Source organism: Flavobacterium acetivorans, from assembly GCF_020911885.1.
In the GTDB taxonomy this organism is placed as follows: domain Bacteria; phylum Bacteroidota; class Bacteroidia; order Flavobacteriales; family Flavobacteriaceae; genus Flavobacterium; species Flavobacterium acetivorans.
Genome location: NZ_CP087132.1, coordinates 2,811,930 through 2,831,130 on the forward strand (window position 1 = coordinate 2,811,930; position 19,201 = coordinate 2,831,130).

A 19,201-nucleotide genomic window follows, 5' to 3' on the forward strand; every position below is an offset into this window, starting at 1 on the left:
TTTTGTAAGTTTATAAAGGCTATTTTTTTATTAAAATTATTAAACAACATTATATGAATATTGTAATAATCGGTGGCGGATTTGCAGGACTTAACCTTGCTAAAGAGCTGTTAAACCAAGAGGGAATTCAGGTAACTCTAGTAGACAAAAACAATTATAATTTCTTTCCGCCGCTAATCTATCAAGTTGCTACGGCTTTTTTAGAACCTTCGAGCATTAGTTATCCCTTTCGAAAATTTTTTGCAGGTAAAAAAAATCTTCAATTTCGTTTGGGCGAAGTGCTAAAAGTGATCCCGTCTGAGAATAAAGTGGTGCTCAATAACGGAGAATTAGATTACGACCATTTGGTTTTTGCCACGGGAGCCGAAACCAGTTATTTTGGTATGGAAAACGTAAAGAAAAATGCGATTCCCATGAAAACGCTCAATGATGCTATTGAGATGCGCAATACCGTTTTGAAAAATTTGGAGAAAGCTTCCATTTGTAAAAACATCCGAAAACGCAGAAAACTACTAACTATTGTTGTTGTAGGCGGAGGTCCTACAGGTGTTGAAGTTTCAGGCATGTTTGCCGAAATGAGAAAAAACATTTTTAGAAAAGAATATCCTGAACTCAGTACCACAGCCAGCAATATCTATTTGATTGATGGTTCAGAGGCTTTGTTGTCCCCAATGAGTAAAGCCTCGCAAGAAGATACACTGGAAGCGCTAACAAAACTAGGAGTTGTTGTGAAGTTGAACAGCAGAGTAGTGGATTATGTTGATGACACCGTTTACATGTCTAACGGCGAAAGTATACAAACTAAAAACCTGATTTGGGCCGCAGGGGTTTCGGCTAAAGCTTTTGAAGGAATTCCTGCCGAGAGTTATGGTCGCGGAAAAAGAATGGCTACCGATGCTTTCAATAAGATTAATGGAACCGAAAATATTTATGCCATAGGTGATACCTGCATTCAACTCACCGATGAAAATTTCCCTGAAGGACATCCACAGGTGGCTCAAGTAGCCATTCAGCAAGGAATAAATCTCGCTAAAAACTTTAAGGCTATCAATAAAAATAGTTCTTTAGTTCCTTTTAAATACCATGACAAAGGCACCATGGCTATCATCGGGAAAAAGAAAGCCGTGGTCGACTTACCTAAACCCAACTGGCACTTCAATGGCTTTTTGGCTTGGATGATTTGGTTATTTGTTCATTTGGTTTCATTGATAACCTATCGCAACCGATTGCAAACATTCTACAACTGGACAATTGCTTATTTTTCTAAAGATCAATCTTTACGAATGATTATTAGACCGGACAGCAAACAAAGTTTAACAGACAAAGAAACCCTTTGTTAATTTCAAGATAATACTAAACTACTCCATAGAAATAGGATGTTTCTATGGAGTAGTTTATTTTATTCGAAAAACAAATTCTAAACCTAGTATTTAACTTTAATACGACGTCTGCCAATATTTAGAACAATAAAAGCCAGAACAGTTGACACCATCATGATTACGGTCATAGGAACCATAGAATCTTTAAGAAATATCCCTACTGCAAATGATGCCGTAGCACCCAATCCAAGCTGAATAGCTCCCATTAAAGACGAAGCACTTCCGGCATTTTTGGCAAAAGGAGCAAGAGTAAGCCCAGCCGTATTTGGATTAGCAACTCCTAAACAAGACAGAAATAAAAATAGCATTCCAATTGTTTCATATAAACCTAATGCATCATTTAAAGACAAAATAAGGAAAATGACGCTAATCATAGATTGTGTAATCAATGCGCCAAAAATCATTTGTTCACTACTAAATTTCCTTAACAATAAAGAATTAAGCTGACTACCGCTTATTAAACTCAAAGACATAAAAGCAAAAATCCAACCGTAGGTTTTAGCATCTACTTCAAAAATATGCATAAATAAAATAGGCGAAGCCGCAACATAAGTAAACAAGCCTGAAAATGCTATAGCACCAGTTAAAGCATAGGTATAGAATTGAGGTTCTTTGATAACACTCCAAAAATTAAGAATTATAGGTTTTGGTTTTAGCGAAATTGAAGTATCCGGTTTATGTGTATGCGGTAAACCAAAATGAGCTGCTAAAAGAATCAGAATTCCAATGCACATTAAAATCAAAAAAACCGCATGCCAACCAAAAGCTTCGGTGACATAACCGCCAACTGTTGGCGCTAACATTGGCGAAAGCCCAACGACAAGCATTAAATACGACATCACTTTTGGGATATCTCGTACCGGAAATAGATCGCGAACCATCGAAATCGAAGCTACAGTTGCTGCACAACTACCCACAGCTTGTATGAATCGCAAACCTATAAAAGTATCAATATCGTTGACAAATACACAACCCAAAGAAGCCAATATATAAACCAATAATCCAATAAATAAAGGCTTTTTTCTGCCAAAACGGTCTAACAATGGTCCGTAAAGCAATTGTCCCGCAGAAATCCCTATGAAATAACTCGACAAAGTCATCGCAACTTCGGCAACTGTAGTGTCTAAATCTCTTGCAATTCCTGAAAATCCCGGCAAATACATATCGATTGAAAACGGTCCCAAAGCCGTCAGAGAACCTAGAATAAGAATTAGTTTAAAATATCTGGATTTGCTTATAGTAGTGTTTGTATTCAAAATTATTTTATTTTTTTGCAAAGGTAGAGATTAGAGATTGTTTATAGCAGTGATTCCAGATTTTAAATTGGCTTTTTTAATAAGGTTGCATTTTTGAACTATAATTTATATTATGTAAAATAGAATTTATTAGAAACACTTCATTTGCTCTTTTATTGCCCATAAATGGCTTCTATCCTAAATCTAAGCTTTCTCCTAAAATTAGAACAGAAAAAATCAAAAATACATTTTTTATAAAACAACAATTTAACAACAAATAGAAATGAATTTTAAATGTTTAATTCCTTAATTTTGTTTTCTAAATCTAGAAACACCTATGAATACAATTGCGGAACATATTGCAGATTTTTTAAAAGAATACGCGCCATTTGATCAATTGACATTTCAAGAACTTTCTGAAATTGCAGTAAATATTCGTGTATTAAATTTAGAAAAAAATAAGACTTTGTTCCAAATTAATGATCCTTTGCATGATTGTTTTTATATGGTAAACTCTGGACTGATCAACTTGTACGCCATTGCGGATGCCGAAGAAACTATTTTGAGTAAATGCCACGAAGGTGCTATTTTTGGCTTGCGTCCGTTTTTTGCAAAGAACAATTATATGATGACAGCAAAAGCACGCGAAGAAAGTATTGTTTATGCTATTCCAATTGCTGTTTTCAGACCATTTGTAGCCAATAACGCTGCGGTTTTGGATTTTTTATTAGAGAATTTTGCGGCAAACTCACACCAAACAAAAACCAGCCAAAACCTAGGTAAAAGTATTATTTCGGATACGGTATTTTACTCTGATCAAAAGGCCGAAATGCAATTTTTTCAAGCTTTAAGCTATAATAGCAATCCAATAGTGGTCACAGCAGACGCAATTGTCAAAGATGTTGCACAGTTAATGGCCGAAACTTTATTAAATAGCGCGATTGTCAGCGAAAACAATATGCCTATTGGGATTGTTACCCATACAGATATGTCTTCAAAAATTGCTACTGGAAGATACGCAAATACCGTCCCTGTAGCTACAATCATGTCAAAACCACCAATAACGGTTATTGAAAATGTTTCATTGGCAGAAGCCCAATTGCTGATGCTCAAAAATAACGTAACTCATTTATGCGTTACTCAAGATGGAACAAATAAATCCGTTATCAGAGGAGTTATTTCTGAACATGATTTGGTTATTGCTCAAGCTAACAATCCTGGAGTTTTGATAAAAGAGATCAAACGCTCTCAAAGTTCAAAAGAATTACAGCAAATTCGTTTGCGATTGGCTGATTTAATCCAAAATTCAATATTTAAAAACATACCGCTTACCCATATTAATAACATTGCAAGTGAGATAAATTTTGCTATAATCAAGCGAGCGGTCGAGCTCTCCATTTTAGATTTAGGCTCACCTCCTGCTCGATTTGCTTGGTTAAGCATTGGAAGTCAAGGCAGAAAAGAACAATTATTGCTTACCGACCAAGACAGTATCTTGATTTTTGAAGATGTTGCCGCCGAAAAATACAGAGAAGTAAAGGATTATTTCCTTAAATTAGGAAAAAAGACAACACTAACTCTTGAAAAAGTAGGCTATCAATTGTGTCCAAACGGACATATGGGAAGCAATATGATGTGGTGTAAATCCCTGACAGATTGGGTAAAACAATATGATGCTTGGATGAATACTCCAGGTGAAAACAGCAATGAACTCAGCAGTATTTTCTTTGATTATGAGCTTGTCATTGGAGAACAAAAAATTGAAGATGCAATTACTAATGTTGTTTTCAGAAATGCCAAAAACAATACGCTGTTTTTTGATTTTTTAGGAAATGACGCTCTAAGAAAGCACTCGCCTTTGAGTTTTTTCAAAAAATTTATTGTGGAAGAGGAAGGCGTTTACAAAGACTTTTTTGATATAAAAACACGCGCTTTAATGCCTTTAGTGGATAGTGCGCGTTTATTTGCTTTGAGCTATGATTTAATTGGAATTAACAACACCTATCTTCGATTTAAACAACTTGCTATAACGGATCCAAAGCATTCCGAAATTTATCTGAATTGCGCCGAAGCTTTTCTAACTTTATCCAAATTTAGAACCTTGGAAGGATTGAAAAATGATGATGCGGGACAATATATCAATCTGGAAGAAATGTCAAAAATTGACAAGGAAAAACTGAAAAATGCACTTGCTCCAATGAAGGAATTGGAAGAATTAATAAAAAATAAATTTCAATTGACTCAATTTTCATAATTATGTTGGACTGGTTAAAATATATCAATAAAGAACATCCTGAATTTTGGAAAACCTATATATCCAAATTTGATTCTAAATCAAGCCGTTATGTCATTTTATCCACTGAAAAAACAGGGCTAAACCCTCACAAAGATGTTGTTTTATCTATTTCAGCCTTTGCGGTTGTTAATGACAGTATTCTCATCAGCGATAGTTTTGAGGCCGTTTTATTACAATACAAATTCCTTCATGACAATCAGCTCTCTAATGAATTTATTATCGAAAGCAAGCTACCCAAATTAAGTGAGCCTGAAGCCATAAAAGCCTTCATTGAATTCATTGGAAACGCCGTATTAGTTGGCCATCACGTTGATTTTGATGTTGAAATGTTCAATGCCGCCTTAGAAAGATTAGGATGTGGCCGCTTAAAAAATGAAGCTTTGGATATTGATATCATGCATCGAAAATTAAACGATATTACGGATAAGCAATTTTCACTGGATGAGTTATCCCAAATTTACAAAATACCCATAAGCGACCGGAATTCTTCTTCTGAAGATGCTTATAGAACAGCCTTGTTGTTCTTAAAATTAAAATCAAGATTAGGCATTAAATAATTTTTTTTATAGTGATACAAGCATTATAACGTCCATGATGACTAATAGAAACTGGTCTCAAGATAATCCCTGAACGATCAACCAAAAACGGGATTCCGTTTATTTTTTGGATATTTTTGATCGGTCTAATTGGCTGAATTTGGTTAAAAAAATCCTTTTTAGCAACAGCTATCGTATGGATTTCGTCATTTATTATCGTGGTTTGGCTGTGATAAATATTCTTTTTGCAAATAACCAAACCCCGAGCTTCATCCTCATAAATACATTCTAATTGCCTTGGGATAAAAGCTCTAATACCAGTTGATCTATTGTAGATTTTGTAAGCGGCTTCTTTTCTGCTCCAGAGATTCCAAACCATAATTTCAGGATTTTCGGCCTCTAAAATCAGCTGCTGTTCATAGGAAGTGAAAATTTTGTCCAGAAAGTGAGGCCTTTGCCAGTTACTTTCTTTTCGGGCTAGCGCCAAATCTACAATATCATTCCCAATCATTTTTCGGATAATTTAAATGCAATAACATCCAAGCTTGCTTTCACATTAATCATCTGTTCCATTTCCTTATTATCGATTATAATATCGAATTTTTCTTCAATATCTAAAATAACATCTACCAGATTTGCAGAATTTATTCTTAAATCATTAATAAAATCCGTTTCTTCAGTCAAATCACTAAAGGCTTGCTGATTTTGAATATACGGTTTTACGATAATTCTTAACTGTTCAATTATTGCTTCTCTATTCATAATTTTATTTTAGTGATTAAATTTCTTAAAGACAACACATCCGTTGACATCTCCAAAACCAAAACTGGCTTTAATAATAACATTCAATTCTTTTTTGATCAATTGTCTCGGGATTCTGGAAGCATCGATAGTATTAGTAATTTCGGCATGCAAGTCTTCGCAATTTATATTCGGAAAAAGGAAGTCCTGATGCAACTGCAATACCGAAGCGACACTTTCAACACTTCCGGCTGCTGATAAACAATGCCCAACCATCGATTTCAAAGAATTGATGTAAGGAAAATGAATTCCAGTTTTATTTAAAGCTTTACTCCAGTTTTCTATTTCTAAACTATCTTTGGATGTGGCTGTTAAATGCCCGTTTATAGCATCTATTTTATCTGGATGAATCTTCGCATTTACCAAAGCATCTTTGATGCATTTTTGAACCGCTTTAGGATTTGGAGCCGTCATTGTTCCCAAACCTCTTTGTCCGCCAGAATTGATGTTTCCACCTAAAACTTCGGCATAAATTCTAGCTCCACGCGCCAAAGCACTTTCTAAGTCTTCTAAAACCAATGCGCCCGAACCACTTCCCGGTACAAATCCGGACGCACTCGCACTCATGGGTCTGGATCCTTTTTCTGGCGATTCATTATGTTTGAAAGTACAAACTCGCATAGCGTCAAAACCGCCCCAAATATAAGGACCGGAATCACTGGTACTTCCTGCCAAAATCCGTTTTGCCTGACCGGATTTAATTCTTTCAAAGGCCATTAGAATACTTTCGGTACCTGTGGTGCAAGCAGAGGAATTTGATGAAACCTGATTTCCTAAACCTAATTTCCCACCTAAGTAAGCGCTAACTCCGCTATTCATCGTTTGTGCCACAGCTGTACTTCCTAGTCTACGGGTTTGAAAATCATCAATTTTATAGATGCTTTCACGAAATTTATCGATTCCCGATGTTCCCGTTCCAAAAATAGTTCCGCTGTCCCAGTCAGGTTCTTCATTGATTTCTATACTTAATCCGGCATCTTTCCAAGCATCTATTCCTGCGATAACTCCATATAAAATCCCTGTCGAATTAAAACCTCTTAATTCTAATTCAGAAAAATAGTGCAATCTTAATTCATCTGTAATTACAGGCTTTCCCGAAATCTGACAGGAAAATTGCAAACGTTCGAGTTCAGGATCGTGCTTGATTCCTGAAATTCCATTCTTGATGGCATGTGTAAAAGCATCGAGCCCTACTCCATTTGGCGATACAATTCCAAGTCCTGTAATTACAACTCTGCTGTCCATTTATATCTGCTTTTTTATTAAAAAAATATCTTTCGACAAAAATTCATTCAAATCATCATTCCGGCAATTGTTCCCTTACAGACTTCGGTCCCCTGTTCATTTTTCATTAGCACTTTACATTTTAATTTTCCAAATCTAAAGTATATTTTTTCCGAAAAAACAGTTAACTTTTCCCCTGGAAGTACTACCATTAAAAAATCGATATCAGTTGATGTTAAGGCAATTGAAGTATCTTTACTAAAGCTGTTTTTTAACAGATATATTCCTAAGCACACTAAGCCTATTTGCGCCATAACTTCGGTTAATAACACCCCTGGAGTAATAGGTTTATCTTTAAAATGCCCTTTGTAAAAATCTGCTTTTTCATCAAATGTATAACTCCCTACTACCCTATTTTCATTGATTTCGATTATTTCATCGACAAACAAAAAGGGTTTAGAATACGGTAGTTTTGCTATAATTTCTTCGCTTTTCATACTTACTTTGGACTAAAATTGCAATAACACTCTTTGAGCCGAAAATCCTGGACCAAAACTCAACATGAGTCCTTTTTCTCCTTTTGGCGGTAAGCGATCCATAAATCGTTCCAGTACATACAAAACCGTTGCGCTCGACATATTGCCATACAGACGCAATACTTCTTTGGTATCATCGATATTTTTACCCAAATCTAAAAATAAACCTTCAACAGTTTGAACAATTTTCTTCCCACCGGGATGGAAAATTAAATGATCAATATCGCTAATTTCCATATTGTTCTTTTTTAAAAAAGGATGAATAATATCAGGAAAATGGGAAGCGATTGTATCAGGAACTTCAATATCCAAGATCATTTGCAAGCCTGAATCAGTAAGTTTAAAGCCCATCATGTGTTCGTTGTCATAAAAATGATACATTTCTTCATCTAGAATTTCCGGTCCTTCATCGGCTTCATCAGAAGAAAGCAAGACGCAGGCTGCTCCGTCTCCAAAAATTGCCGCACTTACAATATTAGCCATTGAAAAATCATTGAGCTGAAAGGTAGCGGTAGGACTCTCTACAGAAATTACAGCTGCTCGCTTTCCGGGATTGGCTTTGAGGAAATTTTTGGCATAAATAATTCCCGAAATTCCCGCAGCACAGCCCATTTCAGTCACAGGAAGCCGAACAATATCCTGACGTAATTTTAGTTTATTAATCAAGTAAGCATCCAAAGAAGGAATCATAATTCCGGTGCAGCTCACCGTGATGATATAATCTAAATCTTCGGGTTTCCAATTGGATTGTCCCAAGGATTTTTGTAGTACTTTTTCTCCTAAATCAATGACTTCCCGCACATAAATGGTATTTCTTTCTTCGAAGGATGCTTTGGTAAAAACTTCAATGGGATCCATTATGGAATAGCGTTTATCAACTGCCGCAGCTTCAAAAATTTTCTTTACTTTCCTGATGAATCGATCATCCTGTCCCGAAAGCCAAATATCAAGAAACGGAATAATTTCGGCCGTGGTTCTTGAATATCGCGGAAGTTGCTTGCTGACCGTATGTATTTTTACACTCATATTTTTGAAATTATCCATTGGTAGCGAAAAGCCCACTTCCATTGAATATTATACTTTTTAAAGTTATTTTTCTCAGAAAAACGGCTTAATTCCTCTCTTTTAAAACCTCTTAAAATTGATGTCAATCCATCTTCTCTTGAAATGGTATTTAGCCTAAAAACATAACAGAGCAACTGAAACAAGCGATAAGATATAGCGCTTCTGTGTAAATCATTAATCACTATTCCTAGGTTAGCATTCCTATAAAAAACGGACATTAATTTCAGGATTTCATCTTCTTTAAAATGATGTAAGGTCAAGGTGCATAGTGCAATATCGTATTTTATCTCGTTGAATTCTTTATCAAAAACATCCAGGCAGCGATAGGATATATTAGCGTATCTCTTTGACAAATGACGGGCATAATTCACCGTAAAATCATTGGCATCAATCCCTATTAAATTCAATTTCAAATTGTTTCTTTTGCCATAATCAGCCAGAATGCGCAGCATGTCTCCATTGCCGCTACCCACATCTACAATGGTTATTTCAATAGTGTTCAAATTATTCGAAATCAACTTTTTGACTCCAGATAAAGTTAGCTTATTTCCTCCTAAAAGTTGATTAATTTTGGCAATTTTATCCAAGGCTTCACGCAAAACTTCGCCTTCCATAGTAAAATCGTCTATGATTTCCTGTCGGTCTATTCGATGTTTAGTGTTTAGTCCCATTTATTTTTTTTAAAGGATGGATTTACCATGCGTTTTTCGAATAATAAAAGCCAATAAAGAAGGGAACAAAACCAACAATTGCATGACAAATCCCGTCAGTTTTGGTCTTTGCAAAATCTTAGTTAAAAAACGAGCTGTTTTTAATCTTTCTTCAAAATTAGTCTTCCAAGCTGTATTGTAGCGTTGCTCCAATTCGCTTCTTGAACCAATTTTAGCATTAAAATAATCCCCTGTCAATTCCGAAGCAATCTTGGCTCCATGAATCGCCATTGCCATACCGTTGCCGCACAAAGGATGAATCAAACCCGCACTGTCTCCAATCATCAGTATATGGTTTTCGACAGCATTTTTCTTTTCGAAAGAAATTTGGCTGATTGTTAAAGGTTTTTCAAAAAGCATTTTGCCCTTTTGAAAAATAAGCTTCAAATGTGGATTTACAGAAACTACCTTCTGCTGAAATTCCTCAATATTCAGGTATTTTTTAAAAGTATCATAATGCGTCAAATAACAAACATTAACCCTATTACTCTCTACTTTTGAAAGCCCACAATAACCACCCTCAAAAGTATGTAAACCCACTACATCATCAGGAAAATCAAACCTATAATGCGCCTTGACAGCTAACCATGATGATTTTTTTTGAATAAATTTTCTGCTTAACTTTTGATCGATATTGGAACGTTTTCCAAAAGCACCCAGCACAATTTCAGATTCAAAAATGCCGCTGTTTGAAGTAGAAACTTTAAATTGATTGTCGCTAAAAACTACGCTTTCCACATTATCTTGTATCATTTGACAACCAGAAGCTACAACTTTTTTATACAAAAATTCATCTAAAGCATAGCGACTGACTCCAAAACCTCCCAATGGTAACTTGCAATTAATTGTTTGACCGTTTTCAATTGAAAATTGTAGCTTACTAATGGAAACAGGCCTCAGTTCTTGAATATCTATGTTTAACCATTGAAAATAAGGTAAAACTTCATTTGAAATGTATTCTCCGCAAACTTTGTGTTTTGGAAATTCATTTTTTTCTATCAAAATTACCTCTATTCCTATTTTCAACAAATGAATTGCCGCTGTGAGACCAGCCAAACCTCCGCCTACGATAATTACAGGAGTTTTTATTTTCATATATGTAAAATCTAATTATCAGCGGTCATATATGGTATGCTTCGCCAGTTCGCAAGCTCGGGTCACCTTTTTTTTATCTGTGTTTGCTTACGCAAACTTATTGATAATGGCGATTTCATAATCCTGCTAATTTAAGCAATTTCCTTCAAATGAAATGCTTATGTAAAAAAAAACTACCCCATTTTGTGGAGCAGTTTTTTAGTTGGCTAATTATTTTTGGTTTTAAATTCTTTCGTCTTTAATTTCGTCAACGATCTCTGGATTTAATAAAGTAGAAGTATCACCAAAATTAGAGAAATCACCTTCAGCAATTTTACGCAAAATTCGACGCATAATTTTTCCGGAGCGCGTTTTTGGTAAACCTGAAACAAACTGAATTTTGTCAAGTTTTGCAATTGGCCCAATATGGTCTGAAATTTGTTGATTGATCTCTTTAGACAGATTTTCTCTATCTCGATACTCACCTGATTCTTTTAAAATCACAAAACCATATAATGCATTTCCTTTTATATCATGTGGAAAACCTACAATTGCACTTTCTGCCACTGCCGGGTGTTCATTTATGGCATCTTCGATTGGTGCCGTTCCTAAATTATGACCAGAAACAATGACAACATCATCTACACGACCCGTAATTCTATAATAACCTACTTCGTCACGTAAAGCACCGTCACCCGTAAAATATTTACCTGGAAAGGCACTAAAATAAGTCTCTTTATAGCGTTGGTGATCACCCCAGATGGTTCGGGCAATTCCAGGCCAAGGGAATTTAATACAAAGACTTCCAGTTACCTGATTTCCTTCTATTTCGTTGCGTTTTTCATCCATCAGAACAGGTTGAATTCCCGGTAACGGCAAGGAAGCATAAGTTGGTTTGGTAGGGGTTACAAATGCAATTGGAGAAATCATAATTCCACCGGTTTCTGTTTGCCACCAAGTATCAACAATCGGACAACGTTTTCCACCTACATGATCGTTGAACCAGTGCCAAGCCTCTTCATTGATAGGTTCGCCAACAGAACCAATCACTTTTAAAGTCTTCAAAGGGTATTTTTGAACATAGTCCAAACTCTCTTTGGCCAAAGCTCGTATAGCTGTAGGTGCCGTATAAAATTGCGTTATTTTATGCTTTTCGATAATTTCCCAAAAGCGACTAAAATCAGGATAAGAAGGAACTCCTTCAAAAATAACGGTTGTAGCACCATTCAATAAAGGACCATATAGAATATAGGAATGTCCGGTAATCCAACCTATATCGGCAGTACACCAAAAGATATCATTATCCTCATAATTAAATACATTTTTGAATGTATAAGCCGTATGTACCATGTATCCGGCAGTGGTATGCACCATTCCTTTTGGTTTCCCGGTAGAACCAGAAGTATACAATATAAATAAAGGATCTTCTGCATCCATGATTTCAGCAACATTATTATCCGATGCAGCATCAAAAAGTGGTTGCAACCATTGATCACGCCCCGGCTTCATATGAATGTCTGTATTTGTTCTTTTAGCAACTAATACACTTTCAACAGAAGGACAATTTACTAAAGCTTCATCAATAATTCCTTTCAATTCAATTGTCTTATTTCCGCGGTAACCACCATCAGAAGTAATCACCATTTTACATTCACTATCAATAATTCTGCTAGCCACAGCTGAAGCTGAAAATCCTGCAAAAACAACCGAATGTATCGCTCCTATCCTAGCACAAGCCAAGATGGAAACTGCCAGTTCAGGAATCATAGGTAAATAAATACAAACTCTATCTCCTTTTTTAATTCCTTGCTCGCGTAAAACGTTGGCCATTTTACAAACACGTTGATGCAATTCATTATAACTGATATGTAATGCTTCCTCATCTGGGCTGTTAGGCTCAAAAATAATGGCTGTTCTGTCTCCTCTCTTATTAAGATGTCTGTCTATACAGTTCTTTGTAATATTTACTTTTGCTTCGGTAAACCATTTTACTTCAGCCTCAGCCATATTAAAATCTACTACTTTGTCCCATAATTGGTACCAAGTAAAATTTTCTTCGGCTATTTTGCCCCAAAACTTTCTAGGCTCACGAACTGATTTATTATAGTGTTTAAAGTATTGTTCTAAATTTTCAATTTTATAATAACTCATGCTTTTTAATTTTTTATAAATGTATTAAATCCCTCTCTATTCTTAAAACAATTTAAATCATTAATTATATTAAAAAAAAATATATTTCATATAAAAACATTCAATTAAATGTATTTTATCTAATAATAGGTTGTTTTAGTGAAATTCTCATGTATCAAAAAAGGCGCAGTAGATTTCCTACCCGCCTTTTTTCATTAACAACAATTTCAACATTAAGATATGCGGTAAAACGCAACAAAACCCAACCACCTAAAAGAACTTGGATGTTAAATACACTATTACCTGCTATAATATAAGAATATAGTCCCTCTAACAGTGTCACTTTATTAAAGGAATCACCTCACTTAGTTTACAACTCCTTTGCAAACTAAGTGATGCAATAAGCAACTATATTCATTTTTGAAATTTTAATAAATCGTTTAACTAATTCAAAATATTATAGAAATAAATGATACAGTGCAAATTCCAACACATTAACATGTGTCGTAACTCCTCAATTTAATCTTTATATTTTTTTCATAGCCGTCATCGACTCTCTCAACCATTCACCAATTTCTTCAATTGGATGTTGACGGATACTTTTATTAACTGCAATAAGAACTGTATTATCAGTACCATTTGTGGTAGCGAAAGGTTTTCCTATTACATTAGTATCAACGGTTTTCATGAACTCAGTCAATAACGGTTTGCAAGCGTGGTCAAATAAATAACAACCATATTCTGCAGTATCCGAAATGATTCGGTTCATTTCATATAATTTTTTTCTGGCTACCGTATTAGCGATCAACGGCAATTCGTGTAAAGATTCGTAATAAGCCGATTCTTCGATGATTCCGGTTTCTGTCATAGTTTCGAAAGCCAATTCGACACCCGCTTTTACCATAGCAATCATCAACACTCCATTATCAAAATATTCTTGTTCTGAAATGTGAGCTTCTGTTGGCGCTGTTTTTTCAAAATTAGTTTCAGCTGTAGCTGCTCTCCAAGTCAATAAATTGATATCGTCATTAGCCCAATCAATCATCATGTTTTTTGAAAATTCCCCAGAAATAATATCATCCATGTGTTTTTGAAACAAAGGACGCATGATGTCTTTTAATTCATCGGCTAATCGGTATGCTTCAATTTTTGAAGGATTGTTCAAACGATCCATCATATTGGTAATTCCACCGTGTTTCAAGGCTTCGGTTACTGTTTCCCATCCGTATTGGATTAATTTTGAAGCATAAGCTGGCTCGATTCCATTTTCAACCATTTTGTCAAAACATAAGATTGAACCGGTTTGCAACATTCCGCAAAGAATAGTCTGCTCTCCCATTAAGTCCGATTTTACTTCGGCAACAAATGAAGAGTTTAAAACTCCCGCTCTGTGACCTCCAGTGGCTACAGCGTAAGCTTTTGCTTGAGCTAAACCTTCTCCGTTTGGATCATTTTCAGGGTGAACTGCAATTAAAGTTGGAACACCAAAACCTCTTTTATATTCTTCACGAACTTCAGATCCAGGGCATTTAGGCGCACACATAATTACAGTAATGTCTTTACGAATTTGCATTCCCTCTTCAACGATATTAAAACCGTGAGAATAAGCCAATGTAGATCCTTGTTTCATCAATGGCATAATCGCCGTAACTACAGCAGTATGTTGTTTATCAGGTGTAAGATTACAAACCAAATCAGCTGTTGGAATTAATTCTTCATAAGTTCCCACTTTGAAACCATTATCAGCCGCATTCATATAAGATACTCTTTTTTGAGCAATCGCTTCAGCGCGCAAAGCATAAGAAATATCTAAACCAGAATCTCTCATGTTTAAACCTTGATTCAAACCTTGAGCACCGCAACCTACGATAACTACTTTTTTTCCTTTTAATGCTTCGATGCCATCAGCAAATTCAGATTGATCCATGAATTCGCAAACGCCTAATTGTTCTAATTGTAATCTAAGTGGTAATGTATTGAAATAATTTGCCATTGTTTTTATATTTATTTATTTTTCTAATTCTTCTAATAGTGTTGATATTTGCATTCTTTCCTTAGAAACGGAAATTCTTCCTGAACGCACAAATTGCATGATTCCGAAAGGTTTTAATTTTTTGTATAATTCCTCTATATCTGAACGTCGGCCTGATTTTGAAATCACAAAAAAATCTCTCGATACCGTAACTATTTCCGAATGACTTTCTTTTATGATGTTCTGAATTTGTCTTTCGTCAAATAATAAGCCCGATTCTATTTTGAACAAAGCGTTTTCCAAGAATATAGTTTCTTCATCAACATGATAAAAAGCTTTGATAACATCAATTTGCTTTTCAATTTGACCTACAATATTCTGTACCCATTTTTCGGTTGTGTTAACCACAATAATAAATCGAGAAACTTTTTCAATCTCTGATTCTGAAACATTTAAACTCAGTATATTGATGTGACGCTTTAAGAATATTCCTGATATTCTGTTGAGTAAGCCCACGTTATTTTCTGAATAAACAGAAATGGTGAATGTTTTATTTTCCATAATATTAACTTAATCTAATGTCCGAAACCGAAGCTCCTGTTGGAATCATTGGGAATACATTGTTTTCTTTTTCTACCATAACTTCAAGGAAATAAGATTCTTTTGAAGCCATCATTTCAGCAACTGCGGCATCCAGATCTTCTCTTTTGGTTACTTTTTTAGCTTTAATATAATAACCTTCGGCAATAGCTATAAAATTAGGATTAATCATTTCCGTTGAAGCGTATCTTTTGTCAAAAAACAACTGCTGCCATTGACGCACCATTCCAAGAAACTCATTGTTTAGCACCACAATTTTTACTGGAACTTTGGTTTGAAAAATTGTTCCCAATTCCTGAATGGTCATCTGGAAACCTCCATCTCCAATAATAGCAACCACTTCGCGATCCGGTCTTCCCATTTTGGCACCAATGGCCGCTGGCAAAGCAAATCCCATCGTTCCTAAACCGCCCGAAGTAACGTTACTTTTGGTCGAATTGAATTTGGCATAACGACAAGCAAACATTTGGTGTTGTCCCACATCCGAAACCATAATTGCATCTCCTTTAGAATGCTTATTAATCATTTCGATTGTTTCTCCCATCGAAATTCCTTCTCTCTTTGGTTCTAACTCATCGTTGATTACAGTCTCTAATTCAATCTTGTATTTCTCCTTAAACTCATTGTGCCAAGATTCGTGTTTCTTTTCTTCGATAAAAGGCAGTAAAGCAGTCAAAGCCTCTTTAACATCGGCCAAAACAGCCACTTCTGTTTTTACGTTTTTATCTACTTCGGCTGGATCTATTTCAAAGTGAATTACTTTAGCTTGTTTGGCATAAGTGGCTAAATTTCCGGTCACACGATCATCAAAACGCATTCCCAATGCAATTAAAACATCACATTCGTTGGTCAAAATATTCGGTCCATAATTTCCGTGCATACCTACCATTCCAACATTTAAAGGATGATCTGTTGGCAAAGCCGAAAGACCTAAAATTGTCCAAGCCGCCGGAATTCCGGATTTTTCTACCAATGCTTTCAACTCCGCTTCGGCTTCTCCTAGAATAATTCCTTGACCAAAAACGATAAAAGGTTTTTTGGCATTGTTTATTAGTTGTGCCACTTCTTGTACTTTTTCAAGGTTCAGAGTCGGTTTTGGATTGTAACTTCTAATCCCGGTGCATTTTTTATAACTAAATTCGAATTCGTCGAATTGCGCATTTTTGGTAATATCAATCAAAACCGGTCCTGGACGCCCTGATCTTGCAATATAAAATGCTTTTGCAATGATTTCCGGAATCTCCGAAGCCTCTGTAATTTGATAATTCCATTTGGTTATCGGAGTTGAAATTCCGATAATATCCGTTTCCTGAAACGCATCCGATCCTAATAAATGTTTTCCTACTTGGCCTGTGATACAAACCATTGGTGTCGAATCTATTTGTGCATCGGCAATTCCAGTTACTAAGTTAGTCGCTCCAGGTCCTGAAGTAGCAATTGCTACCCCAACTTTTCCTGTTGCTCTCGCAAATCCTTGCGCTGCATGGGTTGCTCCTTGTTCGTGGCGCACCAAAACATGATGTAATTGATCTTGAAATTTATATAATTCGTCGTAAACCGGCATTATAGCTCCACCAGGATATCCATAAACCAAGTCTACTCCTTCTTCTAATAAGCATCTAATAACGGCTTCGGCGCCTGATATTTTAGTTTTTCCCATTTGGTATTTTTATTTTTCGAATTTGACTTTTAATTCTAAAATTTCAAATTCATTTTCTTTTGTCGTTATTTATCGGTAACACATCCTGTTGATGCGCTTGAAACGGATCTTGCGTATTTCAATAAAACTCCTTTGGTTGCTTTCAAAGCTGGTTGAACCCAACTCGCTTTTCTGGCCGCAAATTCTTCATCCGAAATTTTCAAATTGATGGTATTCTTAACTGCATCAATAGTAATTAAATCACCATCTTGAACTAAAGCAATTCCGCCTCCATCATAGGCTTCTGGTGTAATGTGACCTACCACAAAGCCATGTGAACCTCCAGAGAACCTACCATCTGTAATCAAAGCAACACTACTTCCTAGTCCCGCTCCCATAATGGCAGAAGTTGGTTTTAGCATCTCAGGCATCCCTGGACCACCTTTTGGTCCACAATTCCTGATGACGACTACATCTCCTGGCTTTACTTTTCCGGCTTGAATACCTGGAATTACATCAAATTCTCCTTCAAAAATCACAGCTGGTCCTTCAAAATATTCTCCTTCTTTTCCGCTAATTTTAGCAACAGCTCCTTCAGAAGCAAGGTTTCCGTATAATATTTGAATGTTTCCAGTTGATTTTAGTGCTTTTTGAATTTCATGAATCACCTCTTGACCATCATTTAAATCTGGAACAGCGGCAAGATTCTCGGCCATTGTTTTTCCAGTAACAGTCAAACATTCACCATGAATGAATCCTTCTTTCAATAGATATTTCAACACCGCAGGAACTCCACCAACAGCGTGTAAATCTTCCATCATGTATTTTCCACTTGGTTTCAAATCAGCAAGAACAGGTGTTCTGTCACTTATTGCCTGAAAATCGGCCAAGGTTATTTCGATATCTACAGCATGAGCCATGGCAATCAAGTGCATCACGGCATTAGTAGAACCCCCTAAAACAGCTACCAGTGTAATGGCATTTTCAAAAGCTTCACGAGTCATAATATCTCTTGGCTTAATATCTTTTTCCAATAATACTCTGATGGCTTTTCCAGCATCAAGGCATTCTTGTCTTTTTTCTTCACTTAAAGCAGGATTAGAAGAACTGTATGGCAAACTCATTCCCAAGGCTTCAATCGCTGATGACATTGTATTAGCAGTATACATTCCGCCACAAGCACCAGCTCCTGGACAAGAATTTTGAATAACTCCTTTAAAATCTTCTGGGGTTATAGTATCATTGAATTTTTTTCCTAAAGCTTCAAAAGCAGATACAATATTCAAAGATTCTCCTTTCCATTTACCAGAATGAATTGTTCCTCCATAAACCATCAATGCAGGGCGATTTACTCTTCCCATAGCAATTAAGGCTCCTGGCATATTTTTATCGCATCCAGGAATAGCAATTAAACTATCATACCATTGTGCTCCCATAACTGTTTCAATAGAATCAGCAATAACATCACGTGAAACCAACGAAAAACGCATTCCGTCTGTACCATTTGAAATTCCGTCGCTAACACCAATAGTATTAAAAATTAGACCTACTAAGTCAGCATCCCAAACTCCTTTTTTCACATCTTTTGCCAAGTCGTTCAAGTGCATGTTGCAAGTATTTCCTTCATAACCCATACTTACAATTCCAACTTGAGCTTTCTTTAAATCTTCTTCAGTCAGACCAATTCCGTACAGCATTGCTTGTGCTGCCGGTTGTGTTTCATCTTGCGTTATGGTCTTGCTGTATTTATTTAATTCCATTTTATTTCTGTTTGTGTATTTTAAATTTATTGCAAAAAAAAACCTCCCAAATAGATGGGAGGTTTTAAATATCTTTTTACTTATATCTATACCATTCCCTCTGCCCATGTGATAATCACAATGACATTAATAATTGAAGGAATAATAACAAATAGTTTCATTTATCTTTTTTTGATGTGCCAAATGTATAAAAACAAATGAAACAAAAAAATATATCAACTAAAAAATATATCAATCCAGATTA

Annotated in this window: 16 protein-coding genes; 3 read left to right on the plus strand and 13 right to left on the minus strand. The window is 35.7% G+C overall.

The features are described 5' to 3' along the window. Positions 1–53: 53 nt before the first annotated feature. Complete coding sequence (locus LNP19_RS12265) at positions 54–1,340, plus strand: NAD(P)/FAD-dependent oxidoreductase (protein ID WP_230062201.1); 1,287 nt, start codon at positions 54–56, stop codon at positions 1,338–1,340. Positions 1,341–1,423: 83 nt separating this feature from the next. On the opposite strand, the gene LNP19_RS12270 is transcribed toward LNP19_RS12265, so the two are convergent. Then, positions 1,424–2,635, minus strand: a complete 1,212-nt coding sequence (locus LNP19_RS12270; protein ID WP_428979030.1) for a multidrug effflux MFS transporter — start codon at positions 2,633–2,635, stop codon at positions 1,424–1,426. Between the two features lie 316 nt (positions 2,636–2,951). Between LNP19_RS12270 and LNP19_RS12275 the strand changes: the two genes are divergently transcribed. Beyond that, positions 2,952–4,868, plus strand: coding sequence for a DUF294 nucleotidyltransferase-like domain-containing protein (locus LNP19_RS12275; protein ID WP_230062202.1), 1,917 nt, complete (start codon positions 2,952–2,954; stop codon positions 4,866–4,868). A gap of 2 nt (positions 4,869–4,870) precedes the next feature. After that, positions 4,871–5,467, plus strand: coding sequence for a 3'-5' exonuclease (locus LNP19_RS12280; protein WP_230062203.1), 597 nt, complete (start codon positions 4,871–4,873; stop codon positions 5,465–5,467). On the opposite strand, the gene LNP19_RS12285 is transcribed toward LNP19_RS12280, so the two are convergent. The 12 genes from LNP19_RS12285 to ilvD all read right to left on the minus strand — a co-directional run bounded on the left by LNP19_RS12285 (position 5,460) and on the right by ilvD (position 18,957). After that, positions 5,460–5,957, minus strand: a complete 498-nt coding sequence (locus tag LNP19_RS12285; protein ID WP_230062204.1) for a 4'-phosphopantetheinyl transferase family protein — start codon at positions 5,955–5,957, stop codon at positions 5,460–5,462. The two genes, LNP19_RS12280 and LNP19_RS12285, sit on opposite strands and share 8 nt — an antisense overlap. Beyond that, the gene (locus LNP19_RS12290) at positions 5,954–6,208 is read right to left on the minus strand and encodes an acyl carrier protein (RefSeq protein ID WP_230062205.1); all 255 of its coding nucleotides are present in this window, start codon (positions 6,206–6,208) and stop codon (positions 5,954–5,956) included. Before LNP19_RS12290 ends, LNP19_RS12285 begins: the two co-directional genes overlap by 4 nt. A gap of 9 nt (positions 6,209–6,217) precedes the next feature. Next, entirely contained in the window at positions 6,218–7,492 is a 1,275-nt protein-coding gene (locus tag LNP19_RS12295) for a beta-ketoacyl-[acyl-carrier-protein] synthase family protein (RefSeq protein WP_230062206.1), read from the minus strand. 47 nt (positions 7,493–7,539) lie between these two features. Continuing rightward, positions 7,540–7,968, minus strand: coding sequence for a 3-hydroxyacyl-ACP dehydratase FabZ family protein (locus LNP19_RS12300; RefSeq protein ID WP_230062207.1), 429 nt, complete (start codon positions 7,966–7,968; stop codon positions 7,540–7,542). Positions 7,969–7,980: 12 nt separating this feature from the next. Further along, positions 7,981–9,033 (minus strand): type III polyketide synthase, encoded by a 1,053-nt coding sequence (locus LNP19_RS12305; protein ID WP_230062208.1) that lies wholly within the window; start codon positions 9,031–9,033, stop codon positions 7,981–7,983. Beyond that, complete coding sequence (locus tag LNP19_RS12310; protein ID WP_230062209.1) at positions 9,030–9,743, minus strand: methyltransferase domain-containing protein; 714 nt, start codon at positions 9,741–9,743, stop codon at positions 9,030–9,032. Before LNP19_RS12310 ends, LNP19_RS12305 begins: the two co-directional genes overlap by 4 nt. Positions 9,744–9,752: 9 nt before the next feature. Continuing rightward, positions 9,753–10,877 (minus strand): NAD(P)/FAD-dependent oxidoreductase, encoded by a 1,125-nt coding sequence (locus LNP19_RS12315; RefSeq protein WP_230062210.1) that lies wholly within the window; start codon positions 10,875–10,877, stop codon positions 9,753–9,755. Positions 10,878–11,099: 222 nt separating this feature from the next. Then, a complete protein-coding gene (acs, locus tag LNP19_RS12320; protein ID WP_230062211.1) occupies positions 11,100–13,007 on the minus strand; it encodes an acetate--CoA ligase in 1,908 nt (635 codons plus the stop codon). 505 nt (positions 13,008–13,512) lie between these two features. Beyond that, positions 13,513–14,979 carry a ketol-acid reductoisomerase gene (gene ilvC / locus LNP19_RS12325; protein WP_230062212.1) on the minus strand — a complete coding sequence of 489 codons (1,467 nt, stop codon included), beginning with the start codon at positions 14,977–14,979 and terminating at the stop codon, positions 13,513–13,515. Between the two features lie 15 nt (positions 14,980–14,994). After that, the gene (gene ilvN, locus LNP19_RS12330) at positions 14,995–15,519 is read right to left on the minus strand and encodes an acetolactate synthase small subunit (protein ID WP_230062213.1); all 525 of its coding nucleotides are present in this window, start codon (positions 15,517–15,519) and stop codon (positions 14,995–14,997) included. Positions 15,520–15,523: 4 nt separating this feature from the next. After that, a complete protein-coding gene (gene ilvB / locus LNP19_RS12335; protein ID WP_230062214.1) occupies positions 15,524–17,218 on the minus strand; it encodes a biosynthetic-type acetolactate synthase large subunit in 1,695 nt (564 codons plus the stop codon). Positions 17,219–17,283: 65 nt separating this feature from the next. Beyond that, positions 17,284–18,957: a dihydroxy-acid dehydratase gene (ilvD, locus tag LNP19_RS12340; RefSeq protein WP_230062215.1), complete on the minus strand. Its 1,674-nt coding sequence runs from the start codon at positions 18,955–18,957 to the stop codon at positions 17,284–17,286. Positions 18,958–19,201: the final 244 nt, after the last annotated feature.